The 15,152-nt window shown below is 68.3% G+C and carries 10 protein-coding genes and 1 tRNA gene; 8 read left to right on the top strand and 3 right to left on the bottom strand.

Annotated features, from left to right (window positions below; all coding sequences use genetic code 11):
* Positions 1–1,149: 1,149 nt before the first annotated feature.
* From ACOJUJ_RS26880 to ACOJUJ_RS26855, 6 genes are all read left to right on the top strand, one after another.
* Positions 1,150–1,230: transfer RNA gene (locus ACOJUJ_RS26880), tRNA-Leu, on the top strand.
* Between the two features lie 40 nt (positions 1,231–1,270).
* Positions 1,271–2,596, top strand: coding sequence for a trigger factor (gene tig / locus ACOJUJ_RS26875; protein WP_420130018.1), 1,326 nt, complete (start codon positions 1,271–1,273; stop codon positions 2,594–2,596).
* A 44-nt stretch (positions 2,597–2,640) separates the two neighbouring features.
* A complete protein-coding gene (gene clpP, locus ACOJUJ_RS26870; RefSeq protein WP_420130017.1) occupies positions 2,641–3,285 on the top strand; it encodes an ATP-dependent Clp endopeptidase proteolytic subunit ClpP in 645 nt (214 codons plus the stop codon).
* A gap of 52 nt (positions 3,286–3,337) precedes the next feature.
* Entirely contained in the window at positions 3,338–4,579 is a 1,242-nt protein-coding gene (clpX, locus tag ACOJUJ_RS26865) for an ATP-dependent Clp protease ATP-binding subunit ClpX (protein ID WP_420130016.1), read from the top strand.
* A gap of 189 nt (positions 4,580–4,768) precedes the next feature.
* On the top strand, positions 4,769–5,524 hold the full coding sequence (gene yihA / locus ACOJUJ_RS26860; protein WP_420130015.1) for a ribosome biogenesis GTP-binding protein YihA/YsxC: 756 nt from the start codon (positions 4,769–4,771) through the stop codon (positions 5,522–5,524).
* A gap of 67 nt (positions 5,525–5,591) precedes the next feature.
* Complete coding sequence (locus tag ACOJUJ_RS26855; RefSeq protein ID WP_420130014.1) at positions 5,592–5,978, top strand: hypothetical protein; 387 nt, start codon at positions 5,592–5,594, stop codon at positions 5,976–5,978.
* 418 nt (positions 5,979–6,396) lie between these two features.
* On the opposite strand, the gene ACOJUJ_RS26850 is transcribed toward ACOJUJ_RS26855, so the two are convergent.
* The 3 genes from ACOJUJ_RS26850 to ACOJUJ_RS26840 form a co-directional block, all read right to left on the bottom strand.
* Positions 6,397–6,873: a DUF6174 domain-containing protein gene (locus ACOJUJ_RS26850; protein ID WP_420130013.1), complete on the bottom strand. Its 477-nt coding sequence runs from the start codon at positions 6,871–6,873 to the stop codon at positions 6,397–6,399.
* Positions 6,874–8,146: 1,273 nt separating this feature from the next.
* Entirely contained in the window at positions 8,147–8,719 is a 573-nt protein-coding gene (locus ACOJUJ_RS26845; RefSeq protein ID WP_420130012.1) for a DUF402 domain-containing protein, read from the bottom strand.
* Positions 8,712–10,982: an NADP-dependent malic enzyme gene (locus tag ACOJUJ_RS26840; RefSeq protein WP_420130011.1), complete on the bottom strand. Its 2,271-nt coding sequence runs from the start codon at positions 10,980–10,982 to the stop codon at positions 8,712–8,714. Before ACOJUJ_RS26840 ends, ACOJUJ_RS26845 begins: the two co-directional genes overlap by 8 nt.
* A gap of 846 nt (positions 10,983–11,828) precedes the next feature.
* Here ACOJUJ_RS26840 and ACOJUJ_RS26835 point away from each other — a divergent pair.
* The gene (locus tag ACOJUJ_RS26835; RefSeq protein WP_420130010.1) at positions 11,829–13,019 is read left to right on the top strand and encodes a S8 family serine peptidase; all 1,191 of its coding nucleotides are present in this window, start codon (positions 11,829–11,831) and stop codon (positions 13,017–13,019) included.
* An 831-nt stretch (positions 13,020–13,850) separates the two neighbouring features.
* The gene (locus tag ACOJUJ_RS26830; protein ID WP_420130009.1) at positions 13,851–15,026 is read left to right on the top strand and encodes a S8 family peptidase; all 1,176 of its coding nucleotides are present in this window, start codon (positions 13,851–13,853) and stop codon (positions 15,024–15,026) included.
* Positions 15,027–15,152 lie beyond the last annotated feature (126 nt).

Below are 15,152 nucleotides of genomic sequence, written 5' to 3'. Positions count from 1 at the left end.
CGCCGAGCCAGCCTCGCGATCGCCGAGACGAGATCCTTCGGTCGCGCGTAAGCGGTTGAGTGGATTCAAGTTGAGGAGGCGCGCTCCCTCAGGAAATCAAAATATTGCGTTGTCTGAAGATCAGATTCTTAAACACACTCTGAGAGAGGCGCCGCTCTGAACCGTCGGTGACGCGCGGCAGCCCGTGCGCCGACCGAAGGATCTTCATCCGAAGCGAGACGAAGCCTGCCTTACTCCCAAGGCTCGTCAGAGCCCCCCGTCCGCCCCCGCCTGTCATCCTGAGAGAGGCGCCGCTCTGAACCGTCGGTGACACGCGGCAGCCCGTGCGCCGACCGAAGGATCTCCATCGGAAGCGAGACGAAGCCTGCCTTACCCCCAGGCTCGTCAGAGCCCCCCCCTCCGCCCCACGTGTCATCCTTGGAGGATGTTAAAAGACCTCGACCCTCCCGGTTATCGAGGGAGGCGCCGCTCCACAATCTGCTGATACAACGCTTTGATGCCGACCGAAGAACCTTGCCTGCAGAACCAGGAGCCTTGAACGGCTCCCCCGGGTCCGCGCGACCCGACAAAGATCCTTCGGTCGCGCGCAAGCTCTTGTGGACATGATGGTTCAGGCGTGCGCTCCCTCAGGATGACAGTGTACTTCTGGAGGAACAACTGAGATTACTCAACACCCTCTGAGCCTGAGCCTGAGGAAGGTGCTCACCATGAGCCCGCGGTAACGCTCCGCAGCAGCCCGTGCGCCGCCCGAAGAATCTCTTTCGGAAACGGTGGGGCCCCTCGCGCCAGGGCCAGTCGTAGCCGACGGGACGGTGCGCCCATCCGGCAGATTCTTCGGTCGGCGCACCGGGCACTGGTGCGCCGGGACAGAACCGGGAGGGCGCTTCGCTCAGAATGACAGCGATCCGCAGGATCGTGTCGGTGGGACTCGGATCCTGGATTTGTATGTCCGCGTCCGGAGGCCGGAGCCCCGGCGCGCGAACCGGCGGAACCCGGGGTGTATCAATGCCGTGAACCGCGACGCGCGGAGGGCTGGCGCGCGGGCGTTCCGACACGCAGTATGCGCCACAGACGGGATTCTTGCCGATCGATGGCAACCTTTGGTTGACCCCCCTGTGGGCACGGTCTATATTTTCCCGTTCGTCCCGCGCGAAAGTGGCGGAATGGTAGACGCGCTGGTCTTAGGAACCAGTGGCTCAGGCCGTGGGGGTTCGAATCCCCCCTTTCGCACCTCGCCAACAACAGGTTCTTTCAGCAGATAGATAGCCGGATGGCCGAGCATAGCACCGCCCCCGTGACCGAGGTCCGCGTCGACGTTCAGGAGCCCACCTCCTGGAGCCGCCGCCTGTCCATCACCGTGCCCAGCGAGCGCGTGCGCCGCGTGCGGCAGTCCGTGTCCGCCAAGATCGCGGGCAACGTCCGCCTTCCCGGCTTTCGCAAGGGCAAAACGCCCGCGTCGCTGGTCGAGCGCCAGTTTGGCCCCGCCATCGAGCAGGAGACGGTGGACCGGGTGATCCAGGAGACGTACCGCGAGGCGCTCGATTCGCACGAGTTCCGCCCCATCACGCAGGGGCAGGTAGAGTCCGTGCACTACCACGGCGACGGCGGCGACCTGCACTTCGAGGTGGAGTTCGAGGTGCAGCCCGTGCTTGACCTGGCCCGCACCGACGGCTTCGACGTGGTGCGCCCCGCCGACGCCATTGGCGACGACGAGGTGGACGCGCTGCTGGAGCGGCTGCGCGGCGAGCGCGCGCACCAGCACTCGCTCGAGGAAGGCGCAAAGCCCGACTACGGCGACACGGTGCTCGTCCACATCACCGACCTGGACGAGGCCGGCGAGGGCGAAGGTGAAGCGGCCGAGGGGAGCGAATACCGCTTCGAGCTGGGCGAGGGGCAGGCCATCCCCGACATCGAGGCCGCCATCATGACCCTGGCCCCGGGCGAAGAAGGCGAGTTCACCGTCACCTTCCCCGAAGACTTTGCCGACGAGGCCCAGCGGGGCCAGCAGCAGCGCCTGCGCATTCGCGTGGTCGAGGCGCGCCGCAAGGAGCTTCCCGCCCTGGACGACGAGTTTGCGCAGGGGCTGGGCGACTTCGAGTCGCTGGAGGCGCTGCGCACCCGCGTGCGCGCCGACCTGCAGAACGACGCCACCAAGCGCGCCGACAGCGCCCTTCGCGACGCGCTGGTGCAGCAGATCGTGGAAGCCAACCCCTTCGACGTTCCGGCGTCGATGGTGGACCGCTACCTGTCGTACATGATGGGCGAAAACCCGGACGCCGAGGGCGGCCGCCGCACGCGCAGCCCCGAGGACGAGGAACGCTTCTCGCAGCTGCGGGCCATCATGCGCCCCCAGGCCGAGGCGATGATCAAGCGGATGATGGTGGTGGAGCACATCGCGGAGCGCGAAGGGCTGCGCCCCACCGCCGACGACGTGGATGCCCGGGTAGAGGCGTTGGCCGAGCAGCACGGCCGCACCCCCAGCGAGCTGTGGGTGGAGCTGGAGCGCTCGGGCCAGATGCAGGGGCTGGAGGCCGAGATCCTGGAGGACAAGGTCTTCGAGCACCTGCAGTCGCGCAACACGGTCGCACAGGCCTGACCGGCCGCGCCGCCCAAACAGAATACGCCAGGAGACCAGCAGAGATGGCCATCTATCCGCCGTACGTGATCGAGCGTTCCAGCCGGGGAGAGCGCAGCTACGACATCTTCAGCCGCCTGCTCATGGACCGCATCGTGTTCCTGGGCAGCGCCGTGGACGACACGGTGGCCAACATCATCATCGCCCAGCTGCTGTTCCTTGACGCGGACAACCCCGACAAGGACATCTACCTGTACGTCAACTCGCCGGGCGGCGTGGTGACGGCGGGGCTGGCCATCTACGACACCATGCAGTTCATCCGCTCGCCGGTGCACACCATCTGCATCGGCAGCGCGGCCAGCATGGGCGCCATCCTGCTGGGCGCGGGCGAAAAGGGAAAGCGCAGCGCGCTTCCCAACTCGCGCATCATGCTGCACCAGCCCTCGGGCGGCAGCCAGGGCAGCGCGGCCGACATCGAGATCGCGGCCAAGGAGATCCTGGGGCTGCGCCACCGGCTCAACGAGATCCTGGCGCACCACACGGGCCAGTCGGTGGAGCAGGTAGAGGCCGACCTGGACCGCGACCGCTTCATGTCGGCGGAGGAGGCGAAGGAGTACGGCTTGATCGACGAGGTGATCTCGCACGGGGTGGGCGGCGCCAGCCTGGTGGCGGTGCGGCACGCCGAGGCTGAGACGGGGACGGGCTCCTGACCGGAGCCCCACCCTTACCCCCTCCCCTCTTTCTCAACACGCAGGCCCAGCAATGCCCAGCGACAAGCACCTACGCTGTTCGTTTTGCGGAAAGTCCAAGGACTCGGTAAAACGCTTCATCTCGGGGCCCTCGGTTTACATCTGCAACGAGTGCATCTCGCTTTGCAACGAGATTCTGGCCGAGGAGGAGATCAAGGAGGCCACCAGCGCCACCACTCCGGTGCCCACGCCCACCGAGATCAAGGAGGTGCTGGACCAGTACGTGGTGGGGCAGGAGCAGGCCAAGCGGTCGCTGGCCGTCTCCGTGTACAACCACTACAAGCGGGTGAACAACCACGGGGTGATGGACGAGGTCGAGCTCGACAAGTCCAACATCATGCTCATCGGCAGCACCGGCGTGGGCAAGACGCTGCTGGCCCAGACGCTGGCCCGCGTGCTCCACGTCCCGTTCACCATCGTCGACGCCACCACGCTCACCGAGGCCGGCTACGTGGGTGAGGACGTGGAGAACATCCTGGTCCGCCTGCTGCAGGCCGCCGACTTCAACGTGGCGGAGTGCGAGCGGGGGATCATCTACATCGACGAGATCGACAAGGTCGCCCGCAAGAGCGAAAACCCGTCCATTACCCGCGACGTGAGCGGCGAGGGCGTGCAGCAGGCGCTGCTCAAGATCCTGGAAGGCACCACGGCGTCGGTGCCGCCGCAGGGGGGCCGCAAGCACCCGCAGCAGGAGTACATCCAGATCAACACCCGCCACATCCTCTTCATCTGCGGCGGGGCGTTCGACGGGCTTGAAAAGATCATCGAGGCGCGCACGGGCAAGCGGCAGATCGGCTTTGGCGCCAAGGACGGCGGGCGTGACCTGGTCAAGCACGCGGACCCGTTCCAGAACGTGGAGCCCGAGGACCTGCTGCGCTTTGGCCTGATCCCCGAGCTGGTGGGCCGCCTTCCGGTTACGGTCACGCTGGAGAACCTGGACGAGAACGCGCTGGTGCGCATTCTGACCGAGCCCAGGAACGCGCTGGTGAAGCAGTACCAGAAGATCTTCCAGATGGACGGGGTGGGGATCACCTTCGACCCCGGCGCCATCCGCGCCATCGCGCGGCTGGCCATCGAGCGGGGCACGGGCGCCCGCGGGCTGCGCGCGGTGATCGAGTCGCTGATGCGCGACATCATGTTCGACATCCCCTCGCGTGAGGACGTGCGCGAGGTCGTCGTCACGCCCGAGTGCGTGACGGACGGCGTGCCGCCGCTGCTGGTGCTGGCGGCGGAGCCGCGGCGGAAGGAAGCGTGAGGCAGTACGAAAGTACGGGGTACGAAGGTACGGGAGATGATTCAGCGCGGGGGCGGCTTGGGTGCCGCCCCCGCGCTTCTTTGCCACGCCGGAGGCTTCGCATTGGACGATGGGCCTCTACCGTCGTAGTTTGCGCCCTTGTTGATCGTGCAGTTCCGTACCTTCGTACTTTCGTACTCTCGTACTTCCGTGAAGATCAAGTCCGTGGAATTTGCCGGGGCCATCGGGCAGCCGGGGCAGGCGGCGCCGGAGTCCGCGCGCGGCATGCCGCAGGTGGCGTTCTCCGGACGCAGCAACGTGGGCAAGTCGTCGCTCATCAACCGGCTGCTGGGACGCACGCGCACGGCCATCGCGCGCGTGTCGGCCACGCCCGGCAAAACGCAGGAGATCAACTTCTACCGCGTGCGCAGCGACCTGGGCGACTTCTTTCTCATCGACCTGCCCGGCTACGGCTTCGCCAGGGCGCCGGAGCCGGCGCGCCGCAAGTGGGAGGCGGTCATCCACGCCTTTCTCTCCACCTCGCCCGACCTGCGCGGCGTGGTGCAGCTGGTCGACATCCGCACCGGCCCCACGCCCGACGACCTGCGCTCCGTGGACTACCTGGGCGAGCTGGGGCTGCCGGTGCTCTTTGCGTTCACCAAGTCCGACAAGCTTACGCCCATGAAGCGGCAGGCGGCGTTCACAACCGCCGTCCGCGACCTGCAGATCCAGCCCGACCAGGCGATCGCCTTTTCCTCCCTCAAGGGCGACGGCCGCGAAGAGCTGCTGGATACGCTCGGCGCCCTGCTCTTTCCGGAGCCGGAGGAGGGCGAGGGTGCCGATCCGTCCGCGTCTGGGGACGACGAGGACGGCGATGCCGATCCCCCGGCTTCCGACAATGCGGAAGGGACGGGTACGGGGCCGTCGTCAGCCCCTGATGAGGGCGGCGAGGCGGCGGCGTCCTGAACGCTGCACAGGGTTTGGCACAGGTGCTGCGAGAGGCACCGGCCACACTCGATACGAGGAGAGGACCATGAGGGGAATGATGCGGACGGCGGCCGCCGCGATCGCGGCGCTGACGATGGCGGCCTGCGCGGCCAACACGGCCGGTGAGGGCAACGGAGAGGGCGGCGAAGGCGAGATGCTGCGGGTACGGGTGGAGAACAACGGAACCATCCCGTCGCACCTGCGCATCACGCTGATCCCCGAGGCCGGCGGCGCAGCGATCCGGGTGGGCACCATGTCCACGCTGGCTTCGGAAACGCTGACGGCCAGGATGGACGAGATCAACGGCACCTACCGGCTGCGCGCCGAGGGCGGCACCGGAAACGTGCTCGTTTCACCGGCGGTAAGCCTGCGGGGGAACGAGACCATCATCTGGGACATGCGGCTGAACGCCGTGCGCCAGGACACCCAGTAGGCGTTTCCGGATGAAGGAAGCCCCGCCCGCCGCTGGAGTCGGGCGGGGCTTTTTTCGTGTCTCCGAACGCCGGTCACCCGCCGCAGCTGACCACCCGGCAGCCGGGAAGCGTGAGCAGCGCGGCGAACGCCATCATGCGCAGCAGGGCACGTACCTTCATCGTCATACCATCTCCCGGATTTCGATGTGCAGTGAGGGGAACGATTTTCACGCGGAGGCGCGGAGAAAACAGAAGAGGCGCGGAGGGAACGCCAAACGCCTCCGCGCCTCATCAGTTCCTCCGCGCCTCCGCGTGACGTTTTTCCGTCGTTCCTCTGATTGCCAACGAACTGCGAGAAATGGTATCACTCCAGCGTGGCGCGGAATCGGGATCGTCGAATGGACGTCCGCTCCCGGCAAGCCGCGCGCCGGGTGCGGCTCAGGGCGTGGGCGTGAACTGGCTTACGAAAACGAGCACCTGCTCGTCTCCGCCAACCTGGTAGTCCACGTTCACGACGTTGGGAAAGCCGTACTCCTGGTCGTATCCCACCTGCAGCACGTCCGCGTCCTGGCTGATGGCCTCGGCGATCAAGGCGAACAGCTCTTCGACGGTGTCGTACGGGCCAAAGATGCTGGCCGGCGCGGGGGTACGGTCGTCGGGGTCCTCGTCCCAGTACTGCAGCGACGTCACGGCGCCGTTCTGCACCGTCACCAGCACGGGCTCCAGCTGCGACGCGGGCGCGCAGAAGCACTGCAACTCAAGGATGTACGTGTACGACGACACGTTCTTGCTGTCCCACTGCGTGCGCGCCTGGTTCAGCTTGTCGCGCTGAAAGCTGTCGTCGTCGCCCAGGCAGCCGGCAAGCGCCGACAGCAGCAGCAGGGGGACCATCATCCACCGGGTACGCGTCTTCATCTCGGTTCCTCGCTCGGGTGCGGTGTGCGCCTCACGCGCCGCACGTCAGTGTTGCTCTTCAGGCCCGCCATTACCGCCCGCCACCCATCCGGTTCCGCGAGCGCTGCGTTCGGTCACACCCGACGCCGCAGGAGCGGGGCCACGGCGCGGCGGTTCCTGGTGCAACGCGCCACCGCGCGGGGTTGTGACGAAACGGCCGGACGATGTCAGCGCGAGGCCGGGCTACGCGTTGGGCGGTTGAAGCCGCGGCTGGAAAATCACGAAGTCCGCCTGCGCGGACGGTAGCCGCGGCCGCGCGCCGTCTCCGCCGGGCCCTCTCCCCCGACCGGCCTTTTGCTCGTTCCTCGCAACGGCGGTCGACCCCTCCCCCAACTTCGAGGGAGGGGTGTGTGCGGGGCGGTTCGACGCGCATCGCTGGTCGTCGTGCGCCTGACTCTCCACGCCGCGACGGGCGTTGCCGACACGAGCGGGTGAAGCCCCGCCGGGCGAGCTCCGCGAGCCTGGGGCGGGGCTTATCGCTTTCCCAGCAGCGGATTCATCCGCTCATCACCGGGCCGCACGACATCGGCGCGCGATCCGGCTCCGGATTCGGCGGTTGAACTAGACTTTGGCACTTTGTAGGGTGAAGCTGAGGAGCGTTTCCGAGCGTTGCAGAGGGCTGAAGGATTAAACGGACGTCGGTGCTGTTGACCACGATATCCGTTTAATCGAACGAGCGCGGCCCGCCTTTCGAGACCCCTCCGCGAGCGAGGAGGATAAAGGGAAGCAGTCGCTTAACCCTTGGGTCATGTGAGGCGCCCGATCTGAACGGGGCTTGTTGGGTTCTATCGAACGATACGACCACGGCTGGGGCTAGGTCATTTGCCTTTGTTTCACAAAGTGCCAAAGTCTAGTTGAAGCCGCGGCTGTAAAATCGCGAAGTCCGCCTGCGCGGACTGTAGCCGCGGCCGCGCGCCGTTTCCGCCGGGCCCTCTCCCCCGACGGCCTTTTGCTCGTTCCTCGCAACGGCGGTCGACCCCTCCCCCAACCCCGGGGGAGGGGTTGATCATGGGGACCGATTCGACGCGCATCGCTGGTCGTCGTGCGCCTGACTCTCCACGCCGCGACGGGCGTTGCCGACACGAGCAGGTGAAGCCCCGCCGGGCGAGCTCCGCGAGCCCAGGGCGGGGCTTGTGGCCGTTCCAGCCCCCGGCTTTAACGGGGAGTGGCGGCGCGCGGCACGCCCGGTCACGTGCCTCCCCACCCCGCCTCATCCACTCGTCACGACCCCGCCTCACCGCCCATCCCGAGCCCGGCCACGCTGCGCGCGCGCCCTCGCGATGCGCAGCGTCCAGTTGTGCACGGGCCAGTCTGGCCACGCCCCGCGTGCCGCGTCGCGGGCCAGGCGCTCGGCCTCGGCCAGGGCACGCGCGGCGTTCGCGGGGTCGAGCCAGCCGGCGGCGACGGCGGCGTCGAACTCGTCGCGGTCCAGAGTCTGGACGTCGCCGTCCGCGCCCATCCACACGTCCAGAAACAGGTCCGCCGTCATCCACTCGGGGCCACTCATCTCCACCGGCGTCAGCACGTTGGCGTAGAAGCCGGTAAAGGTGCCGTCCGCCAGGTGAAAGCGCCCCACGTCGTGCCACACGCCGCCGCGGTACGTGAACCAGACGATCGGCGATCCGGGCTCCAGCACCACGCGGCCGCCGACCTCCATCGGCCGCTTCAGCGCCGCCTCGGCGAGAAAGGTGACCACGCACTGGCCGTCGTCATCCACCACCGTCTGCTCGAACACCTCCAGGCGGTCCGGAAGGCGATGGTAGTGGATGGTGACGGGGTCGCCGGACGCGTAGCGCGGCTCAGACACCGGCGTGGCGCCCGGCGTGCTCCTGCGCGTCCACCACGGCCAGCGCGGTAAGGTTCAGCACGTCGGCCGCCTCGCTGCCGCGCTGCAGCACGTGGATCGGGTGGGCCATCCCAAGGAGGATGGGGCCGAACGCCTCGGCGTTGCCCATGCGCCACATCAGCTTGTAGGCGATGTTGGCCGCGTCGAGATTGGGAAAGATCAGCACGTTGGGCTGGTTGACCAGCGTGCTGAACGGGTAGTTCTCGCGCCGGAACTCGCCCAGCAGGGCGGTGTCGGCCTGCAGCTCGCCGTCGATCTCCAGCGTGGGCGCGCGTTCCTTTACCAGCTCGGTGGCGCGGCGCACCTTGTCGCTCTGCGGGCTGCGCACCGAGCCAAAGTTGCTGAACGAGAGCATCCCCACCCGCGGCACCAGCCCCAACCGCTTGACGAAGTCCGCCGCCAGCAGCGCCGTCTCCGCCAGCGTGCCGGCGTCCGGGTCGATGTTGACCGTGGTGTCGGCAAAAAAGACGGTGTCGTGCTCCAGCACCATCATGTACAGCCCCGCCACGCGCCGCACCCCCGGCGCCGTGCCAATGACCTCCAGCGCGGGGCGGATGGTTTCGGGATAGTACATGTCTTCGCCCGCCAGCAGCCCGTCGGCGTCGCCCTGCAGCACCATCATGCAGCCAAAGAACACCGGCTCGCGCATCCGCTCGCGCGCCTGCACCAGGGTTACCCCCTTGCGCTGGCGGCGGCGAAAGAACTCCTGCGCGTACTGCTCCCGCCGCTCGGGATCCGCCCACGGGTCCACCACCTCGGCGCCTTCGATGCTCACGCCCAGCATTTCCGCCCGGTCGCGGATGACGTCCGGACGGCCCAGCAGGATCGGCCGCGCAATCCCCTCCGCCAACACCAGGGCGCAGGCGCGGATGATCCGGTCGTTCTCGCCCTCGGGGTACACGATGCGGCGCGGGTCCTTGCGCGCGCGCCGCATGATGTCGCGCATGACCTCGCGGCCGCGGCCCAGGCGCGCGATGAGTTCGGCGCGGTACTGCTCCACGTCGATCTGCACGCGCGCCACGCCCGTCTCCATGGCGGCCTGCGCCACCGCCGGCGCCACCCACAGCATGATGCGCGGGTCGAACGGCTTGGGGATCAGGTAGTCCGCGCCAAAGCGGAAGCGCTCGTTGCCGTACGCCTTTTCCACCGATTCCGGGACGTCCAGCCGCGCCAGCTCGGCCAGGGCGCGGGTGGCCGCCATCTTCATCTCGTCGTTGATGGCTCGCGCCCGCACGTCCAGCGCACCGCGAAAGATGAAGGGAAATCCCAGGACGTTGTTGATCTGGTTGGGATAATCCGTTCGCCCCGTGGCCACCATGGCGTCCGGGCGCACGGCCAGCACGTCCTCCGGCAGGATCTCGGGGTCGGGGTTGGCCAGCGCAAAGACGATGGGCGCCTGCGCCATCCCGTCCACCATCTCCCGGGTCACCGCGCCCGCCACGGACAGGCCGACGAACATGTCGGCGCCGCGCAGCGCATCCTCCAGCGTGTGGATGTCGCGCGTGGTGGCGAAGCGGCCCTTGTATCGGTCCAGGTTGCCGCGGTCGGCGCGGATGACGCCCTTGCTGTCGGTCATGGCGATGTTCTCGCGCCGCACGCCCAGCGACACGTAGTGCTCCGCCGTGGCAATGGCCGCCGCGCCCGCGCCGGAAAAGACGACGGTGAGCTCCTCGATCCGCTTGCCGCTGATCTGCAGCGCGTTGAGCAGCGCGGCGCCGCTGATCACCGCCGTGCCGTGCTGGTCGTCGTGGAACACGGGGATCTGCAGCCGCTCCTTGAGCGTTTCTTCGATGTAAAAGCACTCCGGCGCGCCAATGTCTTCGAGGTTGATGCCGCCCACGGTGGGCTCCAGCATCTCGCAGAAGCGGATCACCTCGTCGGCGTCCTTGCTGGCGACCTCGATGTCGAACACGTCGATGTCGGCGAAGCGTTTGAAGAGCACGCCCTTGCCCTCCATCACGGGCTTAGCCGCTAGGGGGCCGATGTCGCCCAGCCCCAGCACCGCGGTGCCGTTGCTGACGACGGCCACCAGGTTGCCGCGGGCGGTGTAGCGGAACACCTCTTCGGGATCGCGATGGATTTCGCGGCACGGCTCCGCCACGCCGGGGCTGTACGCCAGCGACAGGTCGCGCTGCGTGCTCGCCGGCTTGGTGGGGACCACGGCGATCTTGCCGCGCCGTCCCTGGCTGTGGTAGTCCAGCGCGTCCTGCCGCTTGTTGGACATGCTTTGATCTGCCTTGCGTTTGCGTTGGGCCGGGTGGTGCGTTGTGCGAGGGTGACAGACTGGGGCGGGGGGAGGGGGGTGTCAAGCGATGGAGGTGAACGGGTGAACGGGTGAGCGGGTGAACGGGTGAGCGGGTGAGCGGGTGAGCGGGTGAGCGGGTGAGCGGGTGAACGGGTGAACGAGTGTGAGGGTGTGAGGGTGTGAGGGTGTGAGGAGGGCGCGACCCTCGGGGGCCCTCTCCCCCGCCAGGCCTTTCGCTCGTTCCTCGCGACGGCTGGCGACCCCTCCCCAACTTCGGGGAAGGGGTGGTGGAGACAAGAAGGAGTTTCGGCGCGGGATCGACTTCTCCCCTCTCCGTGAGGAACGAACGGGGAGGGGTCGGGGGAGGGGCACCGTCGGGCGCCAGTTCGACGTCCGTCGCCGAGCCTCGATCCATCGGCAACACCAACCTCCCCCAGGTTTTTTGGGGGGAGGTGCGAGCCTGAGCGAGCGGAGGAGGCGCCGGCGGACGCCAGTTCGATCCCCTTCGCAACGCACCAAACTCCCCACTCCGCCCCTGTCCCGTTCCGCACGGCCCCGTCCGCCCTTCGTACTCTGCTACGCCAGCAGATGGGGCGCAGGTGCCCCGCAGTGTACCGGCGGTGGCGCACCTGTTACGGCATCGGGCCGCCTGCCGGGTCAGCGAACAGCCGCGTGGATGCTGGCGTTTTCAACGTCAAGCGGATGCGGAGGATGCGGCCCGCCATGTGCGGCAGGGGGGCCGCTCTCTCCGCCCGCGGCAGCCGTCCGCGGGCAGTCCGCCGCGCGCCCCCTGCACGCGTGGCCCTACTGCATTGGAGGACCCCCATGAAGCGCAGTCTCGCCCTGCTGTCTCTGCTGGCGCTGGCCGCCTGCTCCGACCACACCGACGTTCCCACGGCCGGCGCTCCCCCCGCCCCCCTGTCCTCGGCGTCGGCGGACGGCGGGTACATCGTGGTGCTGCGCGAAGGCGCCAACCCCACCTCGGTCGCGGCGGTGTCGGGGATACGGCCCACGTCCATCTACACGGCGGTGCTCAACGGCTTTGCCGCGCGGCTGAACACGGGCCAGCTGAACGCGCTGCGCCACAACCCCGCCGTGGCCTACATCGATCCCAACGCGCGCGCGGAGCTCATGGCCACGCAAACGCCGGTCACCTGGGGGCTGGACCGCATCGACCAGCGCGACCTGCCGCTGAGCAACACGTTTACCTACGACTACACGGGCAAGGGGGTGACCGCCTACGTGCTGGACACCGGCGTGAACACCAAGCACCGGGAGCTGTACCCGCGGGCCGCCTACCTCCCCAACGGCGCGTACGGCGACTTTGTGGGCGACGGGCACGGCAGCGCCGAGGACTGCCACGGCCACGGCAGCCACGTGGCGGGCACCATCGGCTCCACCACGTACGGCGTGGCCAAGCTGGTGAGCATTCAGGCGGCGCGCGTGGTGGACTGCGGCGGAAACGGCACCGCCTCGATGGTGATCAACGCCATGGAGTGGATTCGCCGCTACGGCGTGCACCCGGCGGTGGTGAACATGAGCCTGGGGTACGGCGACGTGCAGTCGGTGCGCGACGCGGCCACGCGGCTGGTGAGCTCCGGGTTCTTCGTGGCGGCGGCGGCGGGCAACGGCAACTTCGCGGGCGTGCCGCAGAACGCCTGCCTGCAGGCCCCCGCCGGCGCCCCCACGGTGATGACCGTGGGCAGCACCCGCAGCGACGACCGGGAGTCCTCGTTCAGCAACTACGGCCGCTGCGTGGACATCCTGGCGCCGGGAAGCAGCGTAACCTCGCTGTGGGTAGGCAGCTACACGGCCACCAACGTCAACAGCGGCACCTCCATGGCCACGCCGCACGTCGCTGGCGTCGCGGCGCAGTACCTGTCGTACGCGCCCGCCACCACGCCGGCCGACCTGACCACCATCCTGCTGCACTGGTCCACGTACGGCCGCATCACCCTGCACAGCGCCAGCGCATCCGGCAGCACGCCCAACAAACTGCTGTACACGCCCTTCTGACGGTCTATCGGTAGCGCACGGAGCCCCGCCGGATCTCGACCGTAATCCAGCGGGGCTCCGTCTTTTTGCTGGCTGCTCCCTGTTCCCTGCCGTCCCCGGACCGCTCCGGAGCCGGCCGGGACAACGGTACTGCTGTTGTCCCGTCCGTCTCCTCCGCGGCGGCGGTGAGCCTCCTCGGCGCGTGCGGCATCCGCGCCACCCTCCGCTTCCGTGCCCGCGCCTGCGGGGTCTCCCCGCCGGCAACGGGAGCCTCGCGCATCCGCCTCCCTGCCCCACCCTCCAACATCCACCGGCGCGAGTCTCCCGTTGCACATCTTCTGGTGGATGATTCCCCATCCGCCGATTTTCGCGCGCTTCCGCCGCATCTACGTCGATCCACCGGCTCCCGGCGCTCGCATTCTCCTCGCTGTCGCGGGACAGCCTCGCGTAAAATCAATCTTCCTAATGACTTCGACCTGCGAGTGAATTTGCGGGTGTCAAAACTGTGCACCTGGGCATCCGCCGCCCCGGGAGGTGACACAGAATGGTGCACCACCGCCCCGTCCGGTGCGAAGCCGGCGGGCGCTGAACACTGTTCGGATTCGGCTAAACCTGTTTACTGCAGTGGCTTACCAGAATACGCCAGTTTGGCCCAGGGGGTGCAAACATACGATTTCGCTCAGAACAACATCGGGCTCTCCCAGGTGGCGGAGCAGGGCGCCGTCAGGCGGGGAGCGAGTGGACGAGGCCGGCCGCGAAAGCGCATTCCGGGCCGTTGCAGAGATAGCCTGAGCCCCACGGGAGCGGCACCCCCGCCGCCCCGGACAACCATCCCTGTCGGGAGAAGTCCAGATGAAGCGCAGCCTTACCCCCCTTGCCGTGGCGGCCCTCGGTCTTGCGGCAGCCTGCTCCGACGCCGGCACCCCCACCACCGCGGCCCCCGAGGGCGGCGCCCCGCTGCTCACCGTGAGCAACGGCATCGCCAACGAGTACATCGTGGTGCTCAACCAGGGCGCCAACGCCCGCTCCGTGGCCGCCGTGGCCGGGGTGAGCCCGCGCTTCGTCTACACCACCGCCGTCAACGGATTCTCGGCCACGCTCAACGCCGGCCAGCTGAACGCGCTGCGCCACAACCCGGCGGTTGCGTACGTGGAGCAGGACCAGCCGGTGCAGGCCAGCACCCTGCAGACGGGCGCCACCTGGGGCCTGGACCGCATCGACCAGCAGAACCTGCCCCTGAGCACCACGTTCAGCTACATCAACACCGGCCTGGGCGTCCGCGCCTACATCGTCGACACGGGCATCCGCACCACCCACACCCAGTTCGCCGGCCGCGCCACCTCGGGCTTTGACGCCATCGACGGCGGCGCCGCGGACGACTGCAACGGGCACGGCACGCACGTGGCCGGCACGGTGGGCGGCACCACGGTGGGCGTCGCCAAGGCCGTGAGCCTGGTGGCCGTCCGCGTGCTGGACTGCGCGGGCAGCGGCACCAACGCCGGCGTGATCGCGGGTGTGGACTGGGTCGCCAACAACCACGTCAAGCCGGCGGTCGCCAACCTGTCGCTGGGCGGCGGCGCCAGCACCGCGCTGGACGCGTCGGTGAACAACGCCATCAACGCGGGCGTGACCTTTGTGGTCGCGGCCGGCAACGGCAACACCGGCGGCAAGGCGCAGCCCGCCTGCAACTACTCGCCGGCCCGCGTGCCCAACGCCATCACCGTAAGCGCCACCGGCAACACCGACGCCAAGGCCTCGTACGCCAACTACGGCACCTGCGTCGACATCTTTGCCCCGGGCAACAGCATCCTTTCCGCCTGGTACACCAACGACACGGCCGGCGCCACCATCAGCGGCACCTCGATGGCCAGCCCGCACGTGGCCGGCGTGGCCGCGCTGTACCTGCAGAGCAACGGCACCGCGTCGCCGGCGACGGTGACCAGCGCGCTGATCGCGGGCGCCACGCTCAACAAGGTTACCAGCGCCGGCAGCGGCTCGCCCAACCGCCTGCTGTTCACGGCGTACTGAGACGGACGGCCGGTTCGTTCGGCCAGCTGGATGAGGACGGAGCGCGGGGGCGGCTGGTTGCCGCCCCCGCGCTTTGTCGTGAACGGGTGAAGGGGTGAACGGGTGAAGGGGTGAGCGGGTGAACGG

It is taken from the genome of Longimicrobium sp., from assembly GCF_048594345.1.
GTDB lineage: Bacteria > Gemmatimonadota > Gemmatimonadetes > Longimicrobiales > Longimicrobiaceae > Longimicrobium.
This window is presented reverse-complemented; position numbering and strand designations above follow the sequence as displayed.